Genomic DNA, 22491 nt, shown 5'->3' on the forward strand with positions numbered 1-22491 from the left:
ACCAAAATGCGAGCGAATCCGGCGTCTCCACATGTCACTTTTTGGTTGATCATGGCCGCACTCTTACGGCAGCCGCTACTGTTGGCCGCGTCGAGGGCCATGTTCCACTTATCGGGCATGACCGTGCTGTCGCGACCGCCGATCCATGCGCCCTGGCAATGGGCTCCCACGGGGATTGAAGTCAAGGAGGTTGGGTGCCCGCGCACAGGAAGTCCGCCCCGGGACAGCCGTCCACGGCTCGCCGAGCAGGCCGGACGCCTTCCCTTCTCGACCGCTGGCCTTTCCGCCGGAAACTCAACGTCCTGGTGATCGTCCCGCTCGCGGTCGTCTCCGCGATGCTCTCCTACGTCGTCTACGGCCAGGTCGACCGTGCCCGGTCCGCCGCCGACACCGCCCAACTCGTGCGGGACAGCGCGCAGGTCACGAAACTCATCGACGGTGTGCAGACCGAGCACCGGCAGGCGCTCCTCGTGTCCCTGCGCTACGAGGCCGCCCGCTCCGGCGACAGTCCGCCCGACACCTCCTCGTACCTCCAGGCGCAGGACAAGGTCAGCACCCAGGCCGAAACCGTCCGGTCGACCTACGGGGACCGGCTGCCCGACGCCGAGGCGCAGGCGCTCAAGGAACTCGAGGGCCTGGACAGCCTCCGCAAGACCGTCGAACAGGGTCCGATACCCGCCGACAACATCGACCCCGCGTACGGATCGGTGATCGAGGGCCTCATCAACGGCCTCGGACTCGGCCAGTCCGGCAGCGAGTCCTCGTCGTCCGCGGGCAGCCTGCTCGACGCGCTGCTGCGTGCCGACACCGCCCACGCCTCCTTCGAGACCAGCGTCTTCGCCACCCGTACCCGGGACCCCAACGCGCTCATCGAGTTCACGGCGGCCGTCGGCGACTACGACCAGTACACCTACCAGGCAGAGCGGTTCACCCGGTTCGCCACCACCGAACAGGGCAGCGACCTCGCGGAGATCGAACACAGCCCGTACCAGAGCGTCATCACGCAGCACTGGGCCGAGATCCAGGTCGACCCCGGCGGCCTGGTCGCCGAGAGCTCGGCACAGCTGCGGGACGCCCTCGGCGACGCGCTGAGCGCCGACCCCACCTATGAGCGCCAGGCCCGGAACCGGCTGAAGATCGTCGATGAGCTCATCGGAGAGATCGCCGCCGACACCCAGGGCGCGTCCAACAGCGCCTGGTGGCAGGTGGTCTGGCTGACCGTCGGTACCCTGCTCGCCTTCGGGGCCTGGCTCCTGTTCTCGGTGCTGATGCGCCGCTCCGTGGTGCGGACCGTGCGGACGCTCACCGAGGCGGCCCAGCACGTGGCCACCGCGGCCGGGACCGAACTGGCCCGGGTCGCGGACGACGACGCCGACGACGCGAGCCCGCCGCGCCTCGAAGCCGTACCCGTGCCGGTGCGTGACGAGATCGGTGAACTCGCCGAAGCCTTCAACCAGGTTCAGGTCACCGCGACCGCCCTGCTGGAACGCCAGGTCGTCAGCCGCCGCAACATCGCCGAGATGTTCGGCAACGTCGGACGCCGCGTCAGCAATCTGACGGCACGTCAACTCGCGCTGATCGACTCGGTGGAGCGCGGCGAGACCGACCCGGAGGTACTGGACCGGCTCTACCGCATCGACCACATCGCCGTACGTCTCCAGCGCAACGCCGACAGCCTGATGCTGCTCGCCGGTATCAGCGAGACGGGCCTGGGCACCGAACCCATGCGGCTCAGCAACATCGTGCGCGCCGCACTCGGCCAGATCGAGGGCTACCAGCGGGTCACCCCGCACGCCGAGGGCGATGTCACCGTAGCCCCTGACATCGTTGGCGATCTCACGCTGATGCTCGCGGAACTGCTGGAGAACGCGGTGATGTTCTCCCCGGCGTCCAGCGGCGTGGAGGTGGTCCTGCGTCCCCGGCACGGCTCCGCCGGCGGCGCCCTCGTCGAGATCATCGACCACGGGCTCGGAATGAGCCCCGAGCGGCTGGAGCAGGAGAACTCCCGCCTGATCCGCCGTGAACGGCTCGACCTGGCGCCGACCGAGGTCCTCGGCCTGTTCGTGGTCGGCGGACTGTCCCGGCGCTGGGGCATCGAGGTCGTCCTGACCCGCACCCCGGGCGGCGGCGTCACGGCCACCGTCGCGGTCCCCTCCTCCCACCTCCTGCTCACCGACCCGGCACAGGCCGCGGCGCGGGCCCCGCACATCCTGCCGCCGGCCCGCCGCTCCGGCAGGAGCGAGCCGCGCCCCGCGACGGTCGAGTCGCCGCCCGGCCCCTCGGGCCTGCCCCGCAGGGTTCCCGCGCGCCCCCGGGGCGGCGAATCCCCCGGCCACGCCCGCCGCACGGAGTCCGCGGGACCCCTCGGCGGCGAGGACGCCCTGGCCCACCCGGCGAACGGGTCCGGGGCGCGGCCCGGCACCGGCGCCGCCGACCCCCGCCCCGGCACGGCGACCGAGCCGAGGCCCGGCGAGGCCGGTCCGCTGCGCCGCCGGGTGCGCGGTGCGACCCTGTCGGCCGGCACCGCTTCGAGCCGTCAGCCCGAACGGACCGTCACGAACCCGCGTCCGCCCGCCTGGCAGCCCACGGACGCGGAGGCGGCACGATCCGAGATCGACGAGTTCGAGGCAGCCGTCCTGCGGGCCGAGCGCGACAGCGCGGCCGACGACCGGACCACCGGGGCGACCCGGCCGGGGAGCCGGCCAGGTGTCCCGAACCGACCCAGCACAGAGAACAGCAGACCCTCATCCCCGGAAGGCATGAGCAAGTGACCATGTGGACAGGCGAGCCGGAGTCCGGAGCCGTGGCACCGGTGACGGACGTGAAGACCGCCGCTGCCGACTTCAATTGGCTGCTCAATCGATTCGCCACCGAGACGGCCGGGGTCGTCGACGTGATCGGTGTCTCCTCCGACGGACTGCTCATCGCGGTGTCCCAACTGCGCGGCCAGGCCGACTCGGAGAGGCTCGCCGCGATCGTCTCCGGTATGACCAGCCTGGCCATGGGCGCGTCCGGCAACTACGGCCTCGGCGCCCTGAACAAGGTCATCATCGACCTGGAGGAAGGGCACGTCCTGGTGTCGGCGCTCGGCGCGGGCGCGGTGCTCGGCGTGGTCGCCTCCAAGGAGGCGAAGCTCGGCAACATCGCGTACGAGATGACCCTCTTCGCCAACCGTGCCGGTGCGGTCCTGAGCCCGCAACTGGTCATGGAGCTCAAGAACACCGTGGGCATCGCGCCGGCCGGCTGACGTCCGGCGGGCCGTCACCTGGGCCGTCACATGACCGACGACGGTTCGCGAAGCGAAGGGGGGAGGACGAGATGACGGCCGGCGAGCCATCAGCCACCGACGGCGCGGGGTGGGAAGTGGAGCCCCCCGCGTCGGTCGTCCGGCCGTTCCTGCTGACCGCGGGACGGATCGCCGGCGGCGACAGTCTCGTACCGCCGATCCCGATCGAGACGCAGGTGGTCGCTACCGATCTGGGTCTTGCCGCGCTGGACGCCTTCGTCTTCGACCAGCACCGCGACATCATCACGGTCTGCCGTGAGCCGCAGTCGCTGGCGGAGATCGCGGCGAAACTGCGGATGCACTTGAATGTGATCCGGGTGCTCGCCGATGATCTGCGCGCGGACGGTCAACTGGCCCTGTACGCACCACAGGCCCGCTCCAACCGCGATGTCACCGTATTGCGAAGGGTTATCGATGGTCTCCGAGCTATCCCCGACTCCCGGGGCGCGATCCGTGAGGGCTGACGCCGAGGGGCCCCGGCCGCCGCTGCCGGTGAAGATGGTGATCGCGGGCGGCTTCGGCGTGGGCAAGACCACCACGGTGGGCGCCATTTCCGAAATCGAGCCGCTGACCACCGAGGCGTCCATCACCTCGGTCGCCGCGGGCGTCGACGACCTCACCCACACCCCGGAGAAGATGACGACGACCGTCGCCATGGACTTCGGCTGCGTCACCCTCGACCCGACCCTGAAGCTGTATCTGTTCGGGACCCCCGGCCAGGAGCGGTTCGGGTTCATGTGGGACGACCTGGTCGAGGGCGCGCTCGGCGGACTCGTCATAGTCGACACCCGCCGTCTCGACGACTGCTACGCGGCCGTCGACTACTTCGAGCACCGCGAGATCCCCTTCGCGGTGGCCGTCAACGCCTTCGACGGCAAGGTCGAACACGATCTGAACGACGTACGGTGGGCCCTCGACGTCGGCGACCACGTGCCCCTCACCGTGTTCGACGCACGCGAACGAGGCTCCGTGCGGGACGCGTTGCTCGTCGTACTCGAACACGCGCTGGCCACCGCCGAACGATGAAAGGGGGACGGGCTCGAAGCCCGTCCCCGTTCCGTACGGCGGTCAGACCGCGCGGCGCCTGCGCACGCCCGGGGACACCGCCACCCGGCCCACGGCCCAGAACAGCACGAGGACGAGCAGCGCGAGCGTCGCCGTGAGCGTGGCCCCGCCGACCACCTTCTCGTAGTTGCGCTGGTAGAGGCCGTCCACGATGTACCGGCCGACCCCGCCCAGGGCCACATAGGCCGCGATCGTCGCGGTCGACACGATCTGGATCGCCGCCGAGCGAAGTCCGCTGAGGATCAGCGGCAGCGCCGCGGGCACCTCGACCTGGAGCAGGATCCTCCCCTCCGCCATGCCCATGCCCCGCGCCGCGTCGACGGGGGAGGGGTCGACGTTGCGGACCGCCTCGTAGGTGGTGATGAGGACAGGCGGGACCGCCAGCACCACGAGCGGGATCATCACGGGCAGGATGCCGAGGCCGAGCCAGACGAACATCAGCACCAGCAGCCCGAATGTCGGCAGCGCCCGGGCCCCCGCCGCCACGAAGGCCAGCGCGTTGCCGCCGCGGCCGGTGTGTCCGGTGATCAGGCCGATGGGCAGGCCGATGGCCGCGGCGATGGCGAGCGCCGCCGCCGAGTACTGGAGGTGCTCCCACACGCGCTGCGGGATGCCGTCGTAGCCGTGCCAGTGCGAGCCGTCGGAGAAGAAGGACTGGATGTAGTTCAGCACGTTCACGAGACGCTCTCCGGGGTGCGGACCGCGCCCGCGGTCGTGGACGTACCAGACGTACGGCGCCCGGCCCTGCGGCCGGTGGGCGGCTGCCAGGGGATGAGCACCCGGCGCAGCAGGACGAGCAGCGCGTCGACCAGCACCGCGAGGACCGCGGTGGTGACCACCGAATTCACCGCGAGGATGGGCCGGTGATAGAGCATCGCGGTGGTCAGCAGATTGCCGAGCGCGCCCTGGTTGCCGATCAGCGCGCCGACGCTGACCAGGCTGATGCTGGAGGCGGTCGCCACCCGCAGTCCGGCCATGATCGCCGGTACGGCGATGGGGAGTTGGACCTGGAAATAGCGGCGTACAGGGCCGATGCCCATCGCCGCCGCGGCGGCGATCGTCTCCTCGGGCACCGAGCGGATGCCGTCGACGACCGCCGGGACGAGGACCACCAGGCTGTACAGACACAGCGGGATCATCACCGTGAGGCGGCTGAGCCCGGTGTAGTCGATGAGCACCACGAAGAAGGCCAGTGACGGGATCGCGTACAGCACCGTGGTCGTCCAGAGGACCGGCGGGTAGAGCCAGTTGAAGCGGACGCACAGCAGGCCGATCGGCAGCGCCAGCAGGAGACCGACGAGCACCGGGATCAGGGCCTCCTGCATGTGCCAGGAGATCAGGCCGGCGTAACTGTTCTGCAGGTCGCTCGGGATGTCGAAGAACCCGTTCATCGCGCGGCCTTCGCCTGGGACGGGCCCTGCGGGGACTCCGCCGGGCCCGGCACGGTGTCGGCGGCCCGCCGCTGCCGAGCGCCGCGGATCGTGGCGGCGACCGTCTCCTGCCCGGCGACTCCGAGGACCCGTCCGGCCCCGTCCAGCGCGACGGCCTGGCCGGTGGGCGACAGCACCGCCCGGTCCAGGGCGACCCGCAGCGAGTCCCGGCCCACCTCGAAGCCCTGTCCGTACGGCTCCAGGGCCTGGACGTCACCGGCCCACACCGAGAGATCGGCCCAGCCCAGCGGCCTGCCGTCGGCGTCGGTCACCAGGACGGGCGACGGCGTTCCCTCGCGCCCGGCGATCTCCTGCCAGTCGGAGCCGACGGGGAAGACCCGGGAGCGGTCGAGTGCGAGGTCGCGGGTGGACAGGAACGACAGACCGCGGATGCCCCGGTCGGCGCCCAGGAACTCCTCCACGAACGCGTCGGCGGGCGACGACAGAATCTCGTCGGGGGCGGCGAACTGGGCGAGCCTGCCGCCGGTGCGCAGCACGGCGATGCGGTCGCCGATCGTGATGGCCTCGTCCATGTCGTGCGTGACGAACACGATCGCCTTGCCGAGTTCGCCCTGGATACGGAGCAACTCCTCCTGGAGGCCCCGGCGGACGACCGGGTCGACCGCGGAGAACGGCTCGTCCATGAGCAGGATCGGCGGGTCCGCCGCCAGGGCGCGGGCGACACCGACACGCTGCTGCTGGCCGCCGGAGAGCTGGTACGGATAGCGGCGGGCCATGCCCGGATCGAGACCGACCCGTTCCATGAGTTCGGCCGCCCGGGCCCGGGCGCGCTGCTTGGACCAGCCGAGCAGCCGCGGCACCGTGGCGATGTTGTCGAGGATCGTGCGGTGCTGGAAGAGCCCGGCGTTCTGGATGACGTAACCCATGGAACGGCGCAGGGCGTTGACCGGCTGGCGCAGGATGTCCTCGCCGTTGACCCGGATCGTGCCGCTGCTCGGCTCGACCATGCGGTTGATCATGCGGAGCGTGGTGGTCTTGCCGCAGCCCGAAGGTCCGACGAGAACGGTGATGGAGTGGTTCGGTATCTGGAGAGACAGGCGATCGACGGCCACCGTGCCGTCGGCGTATCGCTTGCTGACATCTTCGATGGCTATCAAGCGTCGAAACCCTTCGGGAACGGCTTTGCTCGTACGTGGCGCGATCGTGTGTACGAGGGTGCGTAGTCTAGCCAGTTGATGTTCGTTCGCGGTCGCCGCAGGTAACGGTTTCGAGCCCGGGCCGGTGTCCTGACGCACAGGTGAGCCACGGTGTGTGTGCGGATGGGCGGGCGCGCGTCCCGCCGTGTCTCTCAAGCGGCCCGCGCGGGGCGGACGGCGGCCGAGCCCAGCCGCTCACCGCGCAGGACACGCAGGTGCAGTGCGGCCCAGGTGCGATAGGGCCGCCAGTTCTCCGCGATCTCGGTGAGGCCGCGCCCCGGTCCGTACCGCTCGGCGACCTCCGCCTCCAGCCGGCGCTCCTGGGTCGGCAGGGTGTCCGGATGGCCGGCGCCGCGCAGGACGACAAGCTCGGCGGAGAAGACGCCCAGCCCCTTGACCTGCTGGACCTGCCGCACGGCCTCCCCGGGGCTCAGGGCGCGCAGCCAGGCGCCGTCGAGGAGTCCGTCGAGCGCGGCGTGGGCCACGGAGTGCAGGTATTCCGTCTTGCGCCAGGGGAGTTCGTAGTCCAGGCCGAGCAGGGCCTCGGGGGAGGGGAACGCGCCGCCCGTGCCGTAGCGGGCGATGAGGTCGTCACGCATGCGCCTGGCCGACGTCATTCCCGTGCGCTGGGTCAGCACCGCCCAGGCGGCGGCCTCGTACGGCGAGTGGAACCCGCACGGGCGCAGGCCCGGCCAGCGGGCCTGGACCTCGGCGATCACGGGGTCGCGCTCGGCGACCGCGGGCCAGCCGCGGGCATCGACGTCCAGGGACAGAAAGCGGCGCACCTGCTCGGCGGCGGCCGCCAGATCGCCGTCTCCCGTCACCACGACCCGGGCCGTGGTGCCGTACTGGGTCACCTCCGCGCCGACACGGCGCCAGTCGGAGTCGGCGTGGAAGACCGTGCGCAGCGCCCCGTCGCCACCCGCCGCCGAGGCCGGGCCCAGCGGCGCCATCTCCTCCCAGAACTCACGGCTCGTGTCCAGCGACCACGGACCGGCCACCTCGAATTCGACCGTGTGCTGTGCCATGTCCGACCTCTTTTTCAGTGGGGCTGTGTCTCTGTGCCCACCACCTTGGCCGTAATACCTGACAGGTTCCGTCAACTATTTCCGCTGTATGCGGCGCGCTGGAAGGCGGGGTGCCCGGCGAGGCGGCGGACGTAGGCGCGAAGGTGGCTGTGCCGGGCGAGGGCATCGGGTACGTCGAGATGAGTGAGCGCCACCCAGGCGTCCACATCGGCGGCGGTCAGTTCCTCGCCCAACACATAGGTGTGTGCGGCGAGTTGACGGTCCAGCAGATCCAGCGTCGCCGACCGGTCCGCCGGCCGGGCGGCCGATGTGACGTCCCGGTCGAGGAGTTCACGCAGGGCGTCGATGTCCGCGGCGCGGGCCGGCGGGTGCAGCGGCGGGACGCCTGCCGCGTCGTGGCCGGTCAGGAGGCCCGCAAGGTCGCGGAGGATGTCGGGCGTGTGATTGCTGACGATGCGTCCGCTCCAGCGGTCGCACAGCGCGGGCGCCGTCAGTGGGCCCTCGTAGTGGTGCCAGGTGGCCTCGTAGGCGCTGCGCAGCGAGGCGCACGCGTCCGGTGTCTCGGTGGGGAGCGCCACGACGGTGGTGGCGACCGAGTCCTCAAGACCGAGCAGGCCGAGGGTGATCGAAAGGCGCAGCGAGCGTGGACAGTTCAGGGAAAGGTACAGCTGATAGCGGTGCGGCGCCGGGTAGAAACCACCGGCGGCGCTGACGCCGATGCGGGTGCACATGCCTGACGTGCCGGTGGTCGAAGCGCGCGAAACGGTCTTGGGCATGACTCTCCATGGGGGAACGACGAAGCCCCGGCCGCCTCTTGGGCGGTCGCGGAGGAACGGAGTGACTGCGCTTGCGTACGGCTCGAAGAGGCCGGACTAGTACGCGCTGGAGACCCGCAACAAGTCGATGTGCAGGCGCCTCGTCAGGTTGTTCCTGTGCATTCCCACCGGTCCCGCCTCCAGGTCCCGCGAGTCGCGAGACCGCGCTTGCCCCACCGAGGGAAAACCCGCGTGCTGAGGCGCTGACAATCGTGACCGTCCTCGTCAGTGTCAGTGCGCTCCCTGAAGCCGTCAAGGACGCGTCCACCCGGTCTCACCACGTGGTCATCCGGGCTGGTGCACGTTGACATTGGTTTCCGAGCGTGCCTAACTTACGCCGCAGATCGGTCATGAGCGTCAGCGACAAGTCCTGGCTCACCGGCCGGAAACCAGCGATGGAGACGGCGATGCACGCAGCTTCGAGGAAGGCCGCACAGCGGCCCCGCGGCTGCGTCCTGCTGTGCGCCGACCGCTGCGTCGATCTGCTCCGCGTCAACAGCGCCCTGTGTACCGCTCCGGGCCGTGCCCGCAGTGCTTCGGGCTGCGCCCGCTGTCAAGGCTGACGGCTTTCTGAATCTCTGAAGCGCACCGCCGCCGCGGTGTGCCCTCTGCCCTCCCAGCCCCCGGTACCGGCGACTCCTCGCTCTCCGCAGCCGTCTCTTTCGCGCCGCGGTGCCGTCGCGTACGCCACGCCCCGGGGTGTCCCTCTTTGCTGGAGCCCTCATGAGTGAACCCCCTGGCGCTGCCGTGTCCCTTGCCGAGGCACTGCCCGCCGACTCCCCGTCGAAGCCGCTCACGGCTCAGCGAGTGCTGCCGCTGCGCAGGCCCGGCCGCTGGATCGGCACGGCCGTCGCTCTGGTCCTGGTCGCCCAGATCATCCACGGCCTGGCCACGAACCCGTTCTACCAGTGGGACCGTTTCCGCTACTGGTTCCTGCGCCCGACCATCCTCGACGGACTCGTCGTCACCCTCGAAGCGGCCGCGCTCAGCGCCGTGTTGGGGCTGCTCGGCGGCATCGTGCTCGCCCTCGCCCGGCTCTCGGGAAGCCCGGTGCTGCGCGCGGTGAGCTGGGTGTACACCTGGCTGTTCCGCTCCATACCGCTGATCGTCGTCCTGATCTTCCTCTACAACTTCAGCGCTCTGTACCAGACGTTGAGCATCGGAGTGCCGTTCGGACCGGCCTTCTTCACCTTCGACGAGTCGCGGCTCGCCACCGACCTGACGGTCGCGGTCATCGGTCTCAGCCTCAACGAGGCGGCATACGCGGCCGAGGTCGTCCGCGGCGGCATCCTCTCCGTCGACCAGGGCCAGCACGAGGCGGCGGCCGCGCTCGGCCTGCCGAAGACGTACCAGTTCACCCGCGTCGTCTTCCCGCAGGCACTCAGGTCCATCACCCCCAACTACGTCAACCAGCTGATCGGCCTGATCAAGGGAACGTCCCTGGTGTTCTACGTTTCGCTGCTCGACCTGTTCGGCTCGGTGCAGACGATGGGCAGCACCTATCCCGGCGACATCGTGCCGCTCCTGCTGGTCGCCACCGTCTGGTACCTGATCCTCACGAGCGCCGTGTCCGTCGTCCAGTTCTACGTCGAGCGGTACTTCGCCCGGGGCGCCACGCGCACCCTGCCGCCGACCCCCCTGCAGAAGGTGCGCGGCGGCATCGGCGACCTGCGCGCCCGGCTGCGCAAGGAGGCCGCCGTATGACCACCACCCAGACCCTCGACGCCAGTCCGGCCGCGCTGGAGATCCATGACGTGCACAAGTGGTACGGGTCCCACCGGGTGCTCGACGGCGTCGACCTGACGGTGCGGCCCGGTGAGGTCACCGTCATCCTCGGCCCGTCCGGCTCCGGCAAGTCCACGCTGCTGCGAGTGATCAACCACCTGGAGAAGCCCGAGATCGGCTACGTCAGCGTCAACGGTGAGCTGATCGGCGTACGACGGCAGGGCGTGAGACTGAAGGAACTCAGCGAGCGCGCCATCCTGGGCCAGCGCAGCCGGATCGGCTTCGTCTTCCAGAACTTCAACCTGTTCCCGCACCTGACCGTCCTCGACAACGTGGCCGCCGCGCCCGTGGCCACCGGGAAGCTGACCAAGCCCGAGGCCCAGGAGCTGGCCCGCGAACTCCTCGGCCGGGTGGGCCTCGGCGAGAAGACCGGCGCCTACCCGCGCCAGCTCTCCGGCGGCCAGCAGCAGCGGGTGGCCATCGCCCGCGCGCTCGCCCTGCGCCCGGGGATCATCCTGTTCGACGAGCCCACCTCGGCGCTCGACCCGGAACTCGTCGGCGAGGTTCTGGCCGTCATCAAGGACCTGGCGACCAGCGGCACCACCCTCGTCATCGTCACCCACGAGATCGGCTTCGCCCGCGAGGTCGCCGACCGGGTCGTCTTCATCGACGGCGGCAAGGTCGTCGAACAGGGCCCGCCCGAACAGGTGTTGGACCACCCGCGGCACGAGCGGACCCGGGACTTCCTCAGCAAGGTGCTCTGACCTTCCTTCTCGGCAAGGCGCTCCGACAGGCGCCTCCCTCTTGCCGGTTCACCGCGGCCGGTCCTCACCGAGCCCTCACCCAGCCCAGCCCTCACCCAGCGACAAGGACAGCCAGCCATGCCTACGCACTTCTCCCGACGCAGCCTGATACGCGGGATCACCGCGGCCACCGCCGTTGCCTCGCTCGCCGCCGGGCTCGCCGCCTGCGGAGGCGACAGCGACGCCGCCACCACGACCGACGTCGCCGGCACGGTGACTGTGGGACAGCTGTCCAACGGGGCGGCCAAGGAGGCCGAGCTGAAGGTCTCCGAGGTGAAGTCGATCAGCGCGGAGCTGCCCGCGTCGGTCCGCAAGAGCGGCACGCTGGCGATCGGCGTCGGCGCCCTGCCCGACGGCTTCCCGCCTCTCGCGTTCGTCGGCTCCGACCAGAAGACCCTCACCGGCGCCGAGCCCGACCTCGGACGTCTGGTCGCCGCGGTCCTCGGCCTGAAGCCGGAGCTGAAGAACTCCACCTGGGAGAACATGTTCGTCGGCATCGACAGCGGCAAGGTCGACGTCGCCTTCTCGAACATCACCGACACCGAGGAGCGCAAGAAGAAGTACGACTTCGCCTCCTACCGCAAGGACAACCTCGGCTTCGAGGTGCTCAAGAAGAGCACGTGGAACTTCGACGGAGACTACGAGAACCTCGCCGGGAAGACCGTCGCCGTCGACAACGGCACCAACCAGGAGAAGATCCTCCTCGAGTGGCAGAGCAAGCTCAAGAAGGAGGGCAAGCAGCTCACCGTCAAGAACTACCAGAGCAAGAACAGCACCAACCTGGCGCTGGTCGGCGGAAAGATCGACGCCTACTTCGCCGCGAACCCCGGTGTCGCGTACCACATCACGCAGACCGCCACGTCGCCCAACCCGACGCGCAGCGCGGGCACGTTCTCCGGAGCCGGGGCGTCACTGCAGGGCCTGATCGCGGCGACCTCGAAGAAGGACAGCGGAGTGGCCAAGCCGGTCGCCGACGCCATCAACTACCTGATCAAGAACGGCCAGTACGCCAAGTGGCTGACCGCCTGGAACCTCTCCAACGAGGCCGTCACCACCTCCGAGATCAACCCGGCCGGGCTTCCGCTCGACAACTCCTGAGCGCCGGACCCCTTCTGACGGTCCGTCGGTTCACCTGCCTGGGAGCCGACGGGCCGTGAATCCCGCCGAAGCCGCCGCGTCACCGCCACGGAGATCCGACACCTCATGTCCACCCTTGCCACTCCGCCGCAGCCGAAGGGCCCCGCGTCGCCGTCCCACGTCCTGGACAACGCGGCCTGGGCCGCGCTGACCGGTCCGCATGCCGCGTTCGCCGAGCGTTTCGGACGCGCCGCCCGCTACCCCAGGGACGTCTCCCCGTTCACCGCCCTGGCCGACCCCGGCGATCCCCGCGCCTGGGACGACCTCGCCGCACTGGTCGGCCCGGGCGCCGTCGCGCCGGTGTCGGGGGTGCGGGGCGCTCCCGACGGCTGGGAGACCGTGCGGCGCGGCGAGGGCGTGCAGCTGGTCGACACCGCGCTGCGCGCGGAACCCGCCCCCGAGGCCGTACGGCTCGGACCCGGCGACGTACCCGAGATGCTGGAACTCGTCGCGCTGACCGAGCCCGGGCCCTTCCTGCCCCGTACGGTCGAACTCGGCACCTATCTCGGCCTTCGGCACCGGGGCCGGCTGATCGCCATGGCCGGGGAAAGGCTGCGCCCGCCGGGGTGGACCGAGATCAGCGCCGTCTGCACCCACCCGGACCACCGCGGCCGGGGTCTGGCCACCCGGCTGGTGCGCGCCGTCGCGGCGGGCATCAGGGAGCGTGGAGACACACCCTTCCTGCACGCCGCCGCGGACAACACCGGCGCGATCCGGCTGTACGAGTCCATCGGCTTCACCCTGCGCCGCCGCAGAAGCTTCCTCCTGGTCAGAACTCCCGGCAGAACTCCCGGCGCGGGGCCGGAACAGACGGCGTAGCCGGGCTGTTGAGGTGGACGACGACACGATGCCGGCGCGGCCAGGGGCCCGCCGCGGCGGAAGGGCGGGGGTGACCGAGGTGCCGGGTGTGTCCCGACTCCCCGCCAAGGTCCTGGCGCCACGCCGCCGCGTCCATCTGTACTCCCGGCCGCACATCGACCTGCAGCGCGTGGCCGGCGCGCTCTGTCGCCCCTGACCTGTCACCCCGCCGCCGCACCCTCGATGCCGAGGGCCCGGTGATCTCATACGGTCGATCAGGAAGGCACCCCTCCCGTGTCCTCACCATCTTCGCTGTCCCCTTCTTCTCCCTCCTCCGCCTCCTCCACCGGAAAACTGCACCTCGCCGTCGCGCTCGACGGCGCCGGCTGGCACCCGGCCGCCTGGCGGGAACCGGCGGCCCGCCCCCGGGAGCTGCTCACCGCCGCCTACTGGACCGACCTGGTCACCGAGGCCGAACGCGGGCTGCTCGACTTCGTGACGATCGAGGACGCGCTCGGACTCCAGTCCTCGCACCTCACCGAACCCGACGGGCGGACGGACCAGGTCCGCGGACGCCTCGACGCCGTCCTTATCGCGGCCCGCGTCGCACCGCTGACCAGCCACATAGGCCTGGTGCCGACTGTGGTGGCCACCCACACGGAGCCCTTCCATATATCCAAGGCGATCGCCACCCTCGACTATGTGAGCACCGGCCGCGCGGGCCTCCGGGTGCAGGTGTCCGCACGCCGTAACGAGGCCGCGCACTTCGGCCGCCGTACCTTCCCCCCGTTCCGTTTCGAGGACCTGGAGAGCCCGGCGATCAGGGAGTTGGTCGTCGAGATCTTCGACGAGGCCGCCGACTACGTCGAAGCGGTACGCCGGCTCTGGGACAGCTGGGAGGACGGCGCGGAGATCCGGGACGTCGCCACCGGCCGCTTCATCGACCGCGACAAGCTGCACTACATCGACTTCGAGGGCCCGCACTTCAGCGTCAAGGGCCCCTCCATCACCCCCCGGCCGCCGCAGGGCCAGCCCCTGGTCACCGCACTGGCCCACGAGACCGGGACGGGTGCGCCGTTCCGGCTCGTGGGGCGTTCCACCGATCTCGGATACGTCACCCCGCACGACGCCGAGCAGGCACGTGCCGTCGTCGCCGCGGTCCGCGCCGAACAGGAAGCGGCCGGTCGCGCCGCGGAGCCGCTGCATCTCTTCGGCGACCTGGTGGTGTTCCTGGACGACGACCCCGCCGCCGCGGTGGCGCGCCGGGAACGTCTCGACTCCCTCGCGGGACACCCGTACACCAGCGACGCGCGGATCTTCACGGGAACGCCCGGACAACTGGCCGATCTGCTCCAGGAGTTGGGTCAGGCCGGACTGTCCGGCTTCCGGCTGCGGCCCGCCGTCGCCGGCCACGACCTCCCGGCGATCACCCGGGGCCTGGTTCCCGAACTCCAGCGCCGCGGCGCCTTCCGGGAGTCGTACGAGGCCGACACCCTGCGCGGGCTGCTGGGGCTCGCCCGCCCCGCCAACCGCTATGCCGCCACCGCCTGAGCCGGAGGGACCGTACGACCATGAGCAAGCCCCTGAAGCAGATCCATCTGGCCGCCCACTTCCCCGGCGTCAACAACACCACCGTATGGAGCGACCCGGAGGCCGGCAGCCACATCGAGTTCAGTTCCTTCGCGCATTTCGCGCGCACCGCCGAACGCGCCAAGTTCGACTTCCTGTTCCTCGCCGAGGGACTTCGGCTGCGCGAACAGGGCGGCAGGATCTACGACTTGGACGTCGTCGGACGGCCCGACACCTTCACGATCCTCACCGCGCTCGCCGCCGTCACCGAACACCTCGGCCTGACCGGCACCATCAACTCCACCTTCAACGAGCCCTATGAGGTGGCCCGCCAGTTCGCGAGCCTCGACCACCTCTCCGGCGGGCGCGCCGCCTGGAACGTCGTCACCTCCTGGGACGCCTTCACCGGCGAGAACTTCCGCCGTGGCGGCTTCCTCCCGCAGGAGGAGCGCTACTCCCGGGCCAAGGAGTTCCTCACCACCGCGAACGAACTCTTCGACTCCTGGCACGGCGACGAGATCCTCGCCGACCAGGAGAGCGGCACCTTCCTGCGCGACGCGAAGGCCGGAGCCTTCGTGCACCAGGGCCGGCACTTCGACATCGAGGGGCAGTTCAATGTTCCGCGCAGCCCGCAGGGCCGCCCCGTCGTCTTCCAGGCGGGCGACTCGGACGAGGGCCGCGAATTCGCCGCGTCCAGCGCCGACGCGATCTTCAGCCGGTACAGCACCCTGAGGGAGGGGCAGGCGTTCTACACGGACGTCAAGGGCCGCCTGGCCCGCCACGGCCGCACCCGCGACCAGCTGCTGATCCTGCCCGCCGCGACCTTCGTTCTCGGGGACACCGACGCGGAGGCGGAGGAACGCGCCCGCGAGGTGCGGCGTCAGCAGGTCAGCGGCGCCACCGCCATCAAGCATCTGGAGTTCGTCTGGAACCGCGACCTGTCCGCGTACGACCCGGACGGTCCGCTCCCCGACATCGACCCCGACCTGGGCGAGCACACCATCGCCCGCGGTCGCGCCCAGGTGCGCATGTACCGCGACCCGCTGGCCACCGCCCGGGAGTGGCGGGAGCGTGCGGCGGCCAACAACTGGTCGATCCGCGACCTGGTCATCGAGACCGGCAACCGGCAGGCCTTCGTCGGCTCGCCGTCCACCGTCGCCGAGACCATCGACTCCTTCGTCCAGGCCGACGCCGCCGACGGTTTCATCCTCGTCCCGCACATCACCCCCGGCGGCCTCGACGCCTTCGCCGACACCGTGGTCCCGCTGCTCCAGGAGCGAGGGGTCTTCCGCACGGAGTACGAGGGCACCACCCTGCGCGACCACCTCGGCCTGGCGCACCCCGACGTGGCGGCACCGGGCGAACGGGCCGCGTCGTGACGTAATGGGCCGTCCTTGATCCATCGGGGTGAACAACACCGGACGTAGGAGCGAAAAGATACGAATATCGGCCGGTCCCGCTGACGATGATCGCCGGCGGGACCGGTCGGTCTCCGCCCTCGCGCACTCACGTACCGAGGTGGAGACATGCCCAGCACGCGCAGACGACGGACAGGGAACCGGCTTCTCGCGCTGCTGACGGGCTGTCTGCTGCTGGGCACCGGCGGCACGTTGCCGTCGCTCGCGGCCGCCCCGTCCCGGGCCGACGAGTCGACGATCTCGGTCGACAACCTCCGCACCGGCTGGGACCAGAACGAACCCGGCCTGGCGCCCTCCCAGGTGACCAGCTCCGACTTCGGCCAGCAGTTCTCCACGGCCGTGGACGGTCAGGTCTACGCCCAGCCGCTGGTCGTCGGCAAGACAGTGGTCGCGGCCACCGAGAACGCCAAGGTGTACGGGCTCGACTCGGCGTCCGGGAAGATCAACTGGACGAAGAACCTGGGCGCGCCCTGGCCGGCCTCGGCGATCGGCTGCGGCGACCTGGTACCGAACTTCGGGGTGACCTCGACCCCCGTGCACGATCCGGCGACCAACACCGTCTATCTCACGGCCAAGATCAACGACGGTGCCGACGTCCAGCACCCCAACTGGTACGTCCACGCGCTGGACGCCACCACCGGCGCCGAGCGCAGCGGGTGGCCGGTGAAGGTGCAGGGCGCCCCGGTCAACGACCCCAGCCATCCCTTCAACCCGTTCACCGCAGCCCAGCGCCCCGGCCTGCTCCTGATGGGCGGATCGGTCTACGTGGGCTTCGCCTCGCACTGCGACTTCGGCCCGTACGTCGGCTACGTCCTCGGCGTCAACACCACGACCCGCAGCACCACCCTGTGGGCGACGGAGGACTCCTCCGCCAACGGCATGGCCGGCATCTGGATGAGCGGCGGCGGCCTCGTCTCCGACGGCCCCGGCCGGATCTTCGTCTCCACCGGGAACGGCATCTCCCCGGCGCCCGGCCCCGGTTCGAAGCCGCCGGGCCAGCTGGCGGAGTCGGTGGTCCGGCTCGGGGTCAACAGCGACGGCACGATGTCCGCGCAGGACTTCTTCAGCCCCAGCAACGCCCCGACCCTCGACACCAACGACACCGACCTCGGCTCCGGCGGACCGATGGCGCTGCCCGACGCGGTCTTCGGGACCAGCCAGCACCCTCATCTGATGGTGGAGATCGGCAAGGACGGCCGCCTCTTCCTCCTCGACCGGGACAACCTCGGCGGCCGCAGCCAGGGGCCCGGCGGCACCGATGCGGTGCTCAGCACCTTCGGCCCGTACGAGGGCGTCTGGGGGCACCCCGCCGCGTACGGCGCCGAGGGCGGCTATGTGTACACGATCGGCAGCAGAGGCCCGCTGCGTGCCTTCGCATACGGCGTCAACGGCTCGGGCCAGCCCTCACTGACCAACACCGGTACCAGCACCGGCACTTTCGGCTACACCTCGGGCTCGCCCGTGATCACCTCCACCGGCACCACGCCGGGCTCCGCGCTCGTCTGGGCGGTCTACGCGGACGGCTCCAACGGCGCCAACGGCCAGATCCGCGCGTACGACGCCGTACCGGTCAAGGGAAAGCTGAACCTGCGCTTCTCCGCCCCGATCGGCACCGCGTCCAAGTTCGCCGTGCCGGCCACCGACGGCGGACGCGTCTACGTCGGCACCCGTGACGGCCATGTGCTCGCCTTCGGCCGGCCGTCCACCACCGCGCTGACCGGCAGCCCGGTCGACCTCGGCCAGGTGGCCGTGGGCAGCACCGGCGAGGCCACGGCGAAGGTGACCGCCACCCAGAACGTGACGATCACGGCGGTCAGTACGCCGTCGGGCAGTCAGTTCTCCGCCGCGCCCACCGGTCTGCCGGTCACCCTGCACGCGGGCGACACCTACTCGGTGCCGGTCCAGTTCGCGCCGACCACACCCGGGGCGGACAGCTCGGTGCTGACGTTCACCACCGATGCCGGCGCGATCGGTCTCGGGCTGACCGGCTACGGGACCCGGCCCGGCCTCACCGCCTTCCCGGCCGATCTGGCCTTCGGCACGGTGGCCACCGGCACGGCCAAGACCCTGGGGGTGACCTTCACCAATACCGGTACCGAGGACGAGACGGTCTCCGCGAGCAGCGCACCGGACGCCCCCTTCAGCGCTGACGGCCTGCCTGCCGACGGCACCGTCGTCCCGCCTCAGCAGTCCGTCACCGTCCAGGTGAAGTACGCCCCGACGGCCGCCGGCGGCAACACGGGGGAGCTCTCCGTCACCGGGCAGAACGGCACCGCGACCGTGGACCTCACGGGCACGGCGGTGACCGGCGCGGCGCAGCTGACGATCACTCCGACCTCCACCGACTTCGGCAACGTCGCGGTCGGGAAGTCGGTCACCAAGACCTTCGACATCAGCAACACGGGCAACATCCCCCTCACCATCACCAAGGCGAAGGCACCCGCGGCCCCGTTCAACGTGACCAATCCGCTGAGCGAGGGCCAGGTCATCGGCCCGGAGGACGTGATCCACCAGGCCGTCACGTTCTCCCCGACCGCCCTCGGTGAGGTCACCGGCACCTACCAGTTCACCTCCGACGACGGCCGGGGCCCGCAGAACGAAGCCCTCAAGGGCACCGGGACCGCGCCCGGCCGGGTCACCGTCCCCGCGCCCGGAGCGGGCGGCTGGAAGCTCAACGGATCCGCGCAGCTCTCCGGCAACGACCTCCAGCTCACCCAGACCGGCGCGCACCAGGCGGGCTCGGCGGTCTTCCCCGTCCCGGTGGCCACCGACGGCCTCAGGGCGGCGTTCACCACCGTCATCGGCGGCGGCACGGGCGCCGACGGACTCACGTTCGGCCTGCTGGACCCGGCCCGGGCCACTCCCAGCGCCCTGGGCACCGACGGCGGCGGGCTGGGCTGGGCGGGGAAGCCCGGCGTGGCGATCACCTTCGACACCTACCGCACGGGCAGTGACCCGTCGTCGAACTTCGTCGGCATCACCACCGCCACCAGCGGCGGCGCCCTCACCTACGTGGCGACCACGACCAACGTGCCCAACCTTCGCTCGGGCCCGCACGCCGTCGCCGTCGCCATCACCGGGAAGACCCTCACCATCTCCATGGACGGCATCCGGCTGCTGAACACGACAGTGGCCTCGCTGCCCCCGACGGCCCTGCTGGCCTTCACCGGCGCGACCGGCGGGCGGACCGACATCCACACGGTCCGGGACTCGGTCATCACCGCGACCTCATACGCGGTGCCGCCGCCCGGACCCAACGGCTGGACCCTCAACGGCTCCGCCGCGCTCTCCGGCACCGACCTGGTGCTCACCAAGACCGTTCAGAACACCAAGGGCTCCGGTGTGCAGGCGACCGCCGTACCGTCGGCGCGACTGAAGGCGACCTTCACCGCCACGATCGGCGGCGGAACCGGCGCCGACGGCCTCGCCCTCCTGCTGCTCGACTCGTCCAAGACGACTCCCAAGGCGCTGGGCGGCGGCGGAGGCGGCCTCGGCTACGCGGGACTGCCGGGCATCGCCATCACCCTGGACACCCACCGCAACACCGGCGACCCCTCGGCCAACTTCGTCGGGGTGGCCACCGGCGGGAACGGGTCCCCCTTCACCTACGCGGCCACCTCGACCGCCGTTCCCGCCCTGCGGACCGGTACGCACGTCGTCGACGTGAGCGTGACGACCGCCGGGCACATCCTGGTGAGTGTGGACGGCACGCAGGTCATCGACACCGCGGTGACCCTGCCGCAGAACGTGCTGGTCGGGTTCAGCGGAGCCAATGGTGGTTCCACGGACAACCACACGGTCAACGGCGTCAAGGTCACTTACTGAGGATCCGGCCGACCGGCAGACCGCCGACGGGCCGACAGACCGCCGACCGTCCCACAGACTTGAGGAGAGCGTCATGCGCAGACGGGTCACCCCCTTGCTGGCCGCGATCGCCATCGCGTCCTGCCTGGGCCTGCCACATCCCGCGGTGGCGGCGCCCGAACCCCTGCCGCTGACCGTCATGGTCGCCGACACCGACACGATGGGGCGCGTCCTCACGGATCCGGGCGGGCGCACCCTCTACACCTACGACGCGGAGAACTCCAGGACGGTCGACTGTGCCGGCTCCTGCACGGACACCCACAAGCCGCTGCTCAACCCGCCCGGCGCGGAACTCCGGCTGCCGCCGGGCATCGCCGGAACGCTCGGTACCGTCGCACGACCCGACGGCGGGGACCAGGTGACGTATGACGGCTCCCCGCTGTACTCGTACACCGGGGACCTCCAGCCGGCCGACACCAACGGGGTCGACCTGTTCTGGCACGTGATCAACCCTCGGAACGCGCCGGTACCGGCCGAGAGGACAGGCTGACGGGACCGGGAAGGCGGCGCAGCGGCAGGACGGCGGCAATGGGCTCTCCGGCGCCGACGAGCTGTCGGCCGGCAACGGGCTCTCCGCCGCCGACCCTTCGGCCGCCGTGGCGCCACAGCCACGCGATGTCGCGCCCGAACGACCAGACCAGCGACGCGAGGGCCAGCAGCACGGCCCCCGCGGTCGCCTCGCGCGGCAGGATCCCGGCGCCCGCGACGAGCAGCACGATGCCTTGCAGTGCCGCCACCGTCTTGCGCGCCATGCTCGGCGGCAGCGCGCCGTTCAGCCACGGCAGCACCCGGGCCGCCGCCACGAACGCGTACCGCATCGTGCCGATCAGCAGCACCCACGGGCCGAGCGACATCGCGACGTACACGCTCAGCACCAGGATCAGGAACGCGTCGACCTCCATGTCGAAACGGGCGCCCAGCGCGGAGGAGGTTCCGGTGCGCCGGGCGACCTTGCCGTCGACACCGTCGAGGATCAGGGCGACCGCCGTCAGACCGACCAGCAGACTGACCGGGGGCGAGCTCTGGAACGAGTCCGCGACCAGGGCGGTGACGCCGCCGACCAGGATGGCCCGGCCGAGCGTCACACGATTGGCGGGGCCGAACGAGCGGGGCCGGGAGCGGCGCAGGGCGCGGGTCAGTACCGCCCAGGTGGCGATCGCGAAGGCCAGGCCGGTCAGCCAGCCCGCGGGCCCCATCCCGATCGCCGTACCCAGCAGGACCAGCAACAGGAGCTGCACACCGGCTCCCACGATGGTCTCCTGCTCAGGGAGCCTCGCGTCGTATGTGTTGTTCAGGGCCACCGCACATCCTCCGGCCGTATGACAGAGTCGATCAACGCCGCGTACAGTGCGCGGCTTGTCACTGCTCCGTACGTGAAGATCTGCTGAATCGTTCAGGGGGACGCTCATGGAACTCTCAGCTCGCGCCTTCTGGCTCCGGTCGCCCGGGCACGGTGAGATACGGGACGTCGCCGTTCCGGCACCCGCCGAGGGCGAGGTGCTGGTGCGCACGCTCTTCTCCGGGGTGAGCCGGGGCACCGAGACCCTCGTCTTCCGCGGGGGTGTTCCGGAAAGTCAGCATGCTTCGATGCGTGCACCGTTCCAGGACGGGAATTTCCCCGCACCGGTGAAATACGGCTATCTGAGCGTCGGCCGAGTGGAGGAAGGGCCCGTGTCGCTGCTCGGCCGGACCGTCTTCTGCCTGTACCCGCATCAGACGCGGTACGTCGTCCCGGTGAGCGCCGTGACGGTCGTACCGGACGCGGTCCCCGCCTCGCGCGCCGTGCTCGCCGGGACCGTCGAGACCGCGGTGAACGCCCTCTGGGACGCCGCGCCGCTGATCGGCGACCGGATCGCCGTGGTGGGCGGCGGCATGGTCGGCTGCTCCGTCGCCGCGCTGCTCGCCCGCTTCCCGGGCGTACGCGTCCAGCTCGTCGACGCGGATCCCTCCCGCGGCGAGATCGCGCGGGCGCTCGGCGTCGACTTCGCGCTCCCCGGGGACGCCGAGGGCGAGCGCGACCTCGTGGTGCACGCCAGCGCCACCGAGGCGGGACTCACCCGGTCGCTGGAACTCCTCGCCCCGGAGGGGACCGTGCTGGAAATGAGCTGGTACGGCGACCGGCGCGTCAGCCTGCCGCTGGGCGAGGCCTTCCACTCGCGGCGCCTGGTCGTGCGCAGCAGCCAGGTGGGTTCCGTTTCCCCGGCGAGCAGGCCCGGCAGGACCTACGCCGACCGCCTCGCGCTCGCCCTCGAACTGCTCGCCGAACCCGCCTTCGACGCGCTGATCACCGGCGAGTGCGGCTTCGGCGAACTGCCCGGCGTGATGGCCGAGCTCGCCTCCGGATCGATACCCGGCTTGTGCCACCGCGTGGTCTACGACGACGTTTGAGCCCGGAA

Annotated in this window: 21 protein-coding genes; 14 read left to right on the forward strand and 7 right to left on the reverse strand. The window is 70.8% G+C overall.

The annotated features are described in order from the left end of the window. Positions 1 to 194 precede the first annotated feature (194 nt). From OG975_RS40560 to OG975_RS40575, 4 genes are all read left to right on the forward strand, one after another. The gene (locus OG975_RS40560) at positions 195 to 2771 is read left to right on the forward strand and encodes an ATP-binding protein (protein WP_406334570.1); all 2577 of its coding nucleotides are present in this window, start codon (positions 195 to 197) and stop codon (positions 2769 to 2771) included. 2 nt (positions 2772 to 2773) lie between these two features. After that, complete coding sequence (locus OG975_RS40565) at positions 2774 to 3247, forward strand: roadblock/LC7 domain-containing protein (protein ID WP_330310361.1); 474 nt, start codon at positions 2774 to 2776, stop codon at positions 3245 to 3247. Positions 3248 to 3318: 71 nt separating this feature from the next. Then, positions 3319 to 3750: a DUF742 domain-containing protein gene (locus OG975_RS40570; RefSeq protein ID WP_327435295.1), complete on the forward strand. Its 432-nt coding sequence runs from the start codon at positions 3319 to 3321 to the stop codon at positions 3748 to 3750. Beyond that, the gene (locus tag OG975_RS40575; protein ID WP_381252808.1) at positions 3701 to 4312 is read left to right on the forward strand and encodes an ATP/GTP-binding protein; all 612 of its coding nucleotides are present in this window, start codon (positions 3701 to 3703) and stop codon (positions 4310 to 4312) included. Before OG975_RS40570 ends, OG975_RS40575 begins: the two co-directional genes overlap by 50 nt. Positions 4313 to 4354: 42 nt before the next feature. Here the strand turns inward: OG975_RS40575 and OG975_RS40580 are convergent, their stop codons facing one another. The 6 genes from OG975_RS40580 to OG975_RS40605 all read right to left on the reverse strand — a co-directional run bounded on the left by OG975_RS40580 (position 4355) and on the right by OG975_RS40605 (position 8904). Then, positions 4355 to 5029, reverse strand: a complete 675-nt coding sequence (locus OG975_RS40580; RefSeq protein ID WP_406334571.1) for an ABC transporter permease — start codon at positions 5027 to 5029, stop codon at positions 4355 to 4357. After that, a complete protein-coding gene (locus OG975_RS40585; protein ID WP_406334572.1) occupies positions 5026 to 5742 on the reverse strand; it encodes an ABC transporter permease in 717 nt (238 codons plus the stop codon). Before OG975_RS40585 ends, OG975_RS40580 begins: the two co-directional genes overlap by 4 nt. Continuing rightward, on the reverse strand, positions 5739 to 6899 hold the full coding sequence (locus OG975_RS40590) for an ABC transporter ATP-binding protein (protein ID WP_406334574.1): 1161 nt from the start codon (positions 6897 to 6899) through the stop codon (positions 5739 to 5741). Before OG975_RS40590 ends, OG975_RS40585 begins: the two co-directional genes overlap by 4 nt. Before the next feature lie 191 nt (positions 6900 to 7090). Then, complete coding sequence (locus OG975_RS40595; RefSeq protein WP_406334575.1) at positions 7091 to 7966, reverse strand: DNA-3-methyladenine glycosylase family protein; 876 nt, start codon at positions 7964 to 7966, stop codon at positions 7091 to 7093. Between the two features lie 71 nt (positions 7967 to 8037). Next, positions 8038 to 8742, reverse strand: a complete 705-nt coding sequence (locus tag OG975_RS40600) for a glutathione S-transferase C-terminal domain-containing protein (RefSeq protein ID WP_406334576.1) — start codon at positions 8740 to 8742, stop codon at positions 8038 to 8040. Between the two features lie 96 nt (positions 8743 to 8838). Continuing rightward, on the reverse strand, positions 8839 to 8904 hold the full coding sequence (locus OG975_RS40605) for a putative leader peptide (protein ID WP_369265667.1): 66 nt from the start codon (positions 8902 to 8904) through the stop codon (positions 8839 to 8841). A gap of 600 nt (positions 8905 to 9504) precedes the next feature. On the opposite strand from OG975_RS40605, the gene OG975_RS40610 reads away from it, so the two are divergent. The 9 genes from OG975_RS40610 to OG975_RS40650 all read left to right on the forward strand — a co-directional run bounded on the left by OG975_RS40610 (position 9505) and on the right by OG975_RS40650 (position 20585). Then, positions 9505 to 10485, forward strand: coding sequence for an amino acid ABC transporter permease (locus OG975_RS40610; RefSeq protein ID WP_406334577.1), 981 nt, complete (start codon positions 9505 to 9507; stop codon positions 10483 to 10485). Then, the gene (locus OG975_RS40615) at positions 10482 to 11270 is read left to right on the forward strand and encodes an amino acid ABC transporter ATP-binding protein (RefSeq protein WP_406334578.1); all 789 of its coding nucleotides are present in this window, start codon (positions 10482 to 10484) and stop codon (positions 11268 to 11270) included. The genes OG975_RS40610 and OG975_RS40615 overlap by 4 nt, the downstream gene beginning before the upstream one ends. 117 nt (positions 11271 to 11387) lie before the next feature. Continuing rightward, positions 11388 to 12407 carry an ABC transporter substrate-binding protein gene (locus OG975_RS40620; protein ID WP_406334579.1) on the forward strand — a complete coding sequence of 340 codons (1020 nt, stop codon included), beginning with the start codon at positions 11388 to 11390 and terminating at the stop codon, positions 12405 to 12407. Between the two features lie 105 nt (positions 12408 to 12512). Further along, on the forward strand, positions 12513 to 13265 hold the full coding sequence (locus tag OG975_RS40625; protein ID WP_406334580.1) for a GNAT family N-acetyltransferase: 753 nt from the start codon (positions 12513 to 12515) through the stop codon (positions 13263 to 13265). Between the two features lie 88 nt (positions 13266 to 13353). Then, entirely contained in the window at positions 13354 to 13461 is a 108-nt protein-coding gene (locus OG975_RS40630; RefSeq protein ID WP_327433422.1) for a putative leader peptide, read from the forward strand. A 77-nt stretch (positions 13462 to 13538) separates the two neighbouring features. Then, complete coding sequence (locus OG975_RS40635; protein WP_406334581.1) at positions 13539 to 14795, forward strand: LLM class flavin-dependent oxidoreductase; 1257 nt, start codon at positions 13539 to 13541, stop codon at positions 14793 to 14795. A gap of 20 nt (positions 14796 to 14815) precedes the next feature. Further along, positions 14816 to 16192, forward strand: a complete 1377-nt coding sequence (locus OG975_RS40640) for an NtaA/DmoA family FMN-dependent monooxygenase (protein WP_406334582.1) — start codon at positions 14816 to 14818, stop codon at positions 16190 to 16192. Between the two features lie 147 nt (positions 16193 to 16339). Next, complete coding sequence (locus OG975_RS40645) at positions 16340 to 20056, forward strand: choice-of-anchor D domain-containing protein (RefSeq protein WP_406334583.1); 3717 nt, start codon at positions 16340 to 16342, stop codon at positions 20054 to 20056. Positions 20057 to 20129: 73 nt separating this feature from the next. Then, positions 20130 to 20585, forward strand: a complete 456-nt coding sequence (locus OG975_RS40650) for a hypothetical protein (protein ID WP_406334584.1) — start codon at positions 20130 to 20132, stop codon at positions 20583 to 20585. Here OG975_RS40650 and OG975_RS40655 read toward each other — a convergent pair. Continuing rightward, positions 20542 to 21396: a CDP-alcohol phosphatidyltransferase family protein gene (locus OG975_RS40655; RefSeq protein ID WP_406334585.1), complete on the reverse strand. Its 855-nt coding sequence runs from the start codon at positions 21394 to 21396 to the stop codon at positions 20542 to 20544. The genes OG975_RS40650 and OG975_RS40655 overlap by 44 nt on opposite strands. A gap of 106 nt (positions 21397 to 21502) precedes the next feature. Here OG975_RS40655 and OG975_RS40660 point away from each other — a divergent pair, with 106 nt between their 5' ends. Next, on the forward strand, positions 21503 to 22483 hold the full coding sequence (locus OG975_RS40660) for a dehydrogenase (RefSeq protein ID WP_406334587.1): 981 nt from the start codon (positions 21503 to 21505) through the stop codon (positions 22481 to 22483). Positions 22484 to 22491 lie beyond the last annotated feature (8 nt).

Origin of the sequence: Streptomyces sp. NBC_00203 (genome assembly GCF_045206325.1) — a bacterium.
Lineage (GTDB): Bacteria > Actinomycetota > Actinomycetes > Streptomycetales > Streptomycetaceae > Streptomyces > Streptomyces lutosisoli.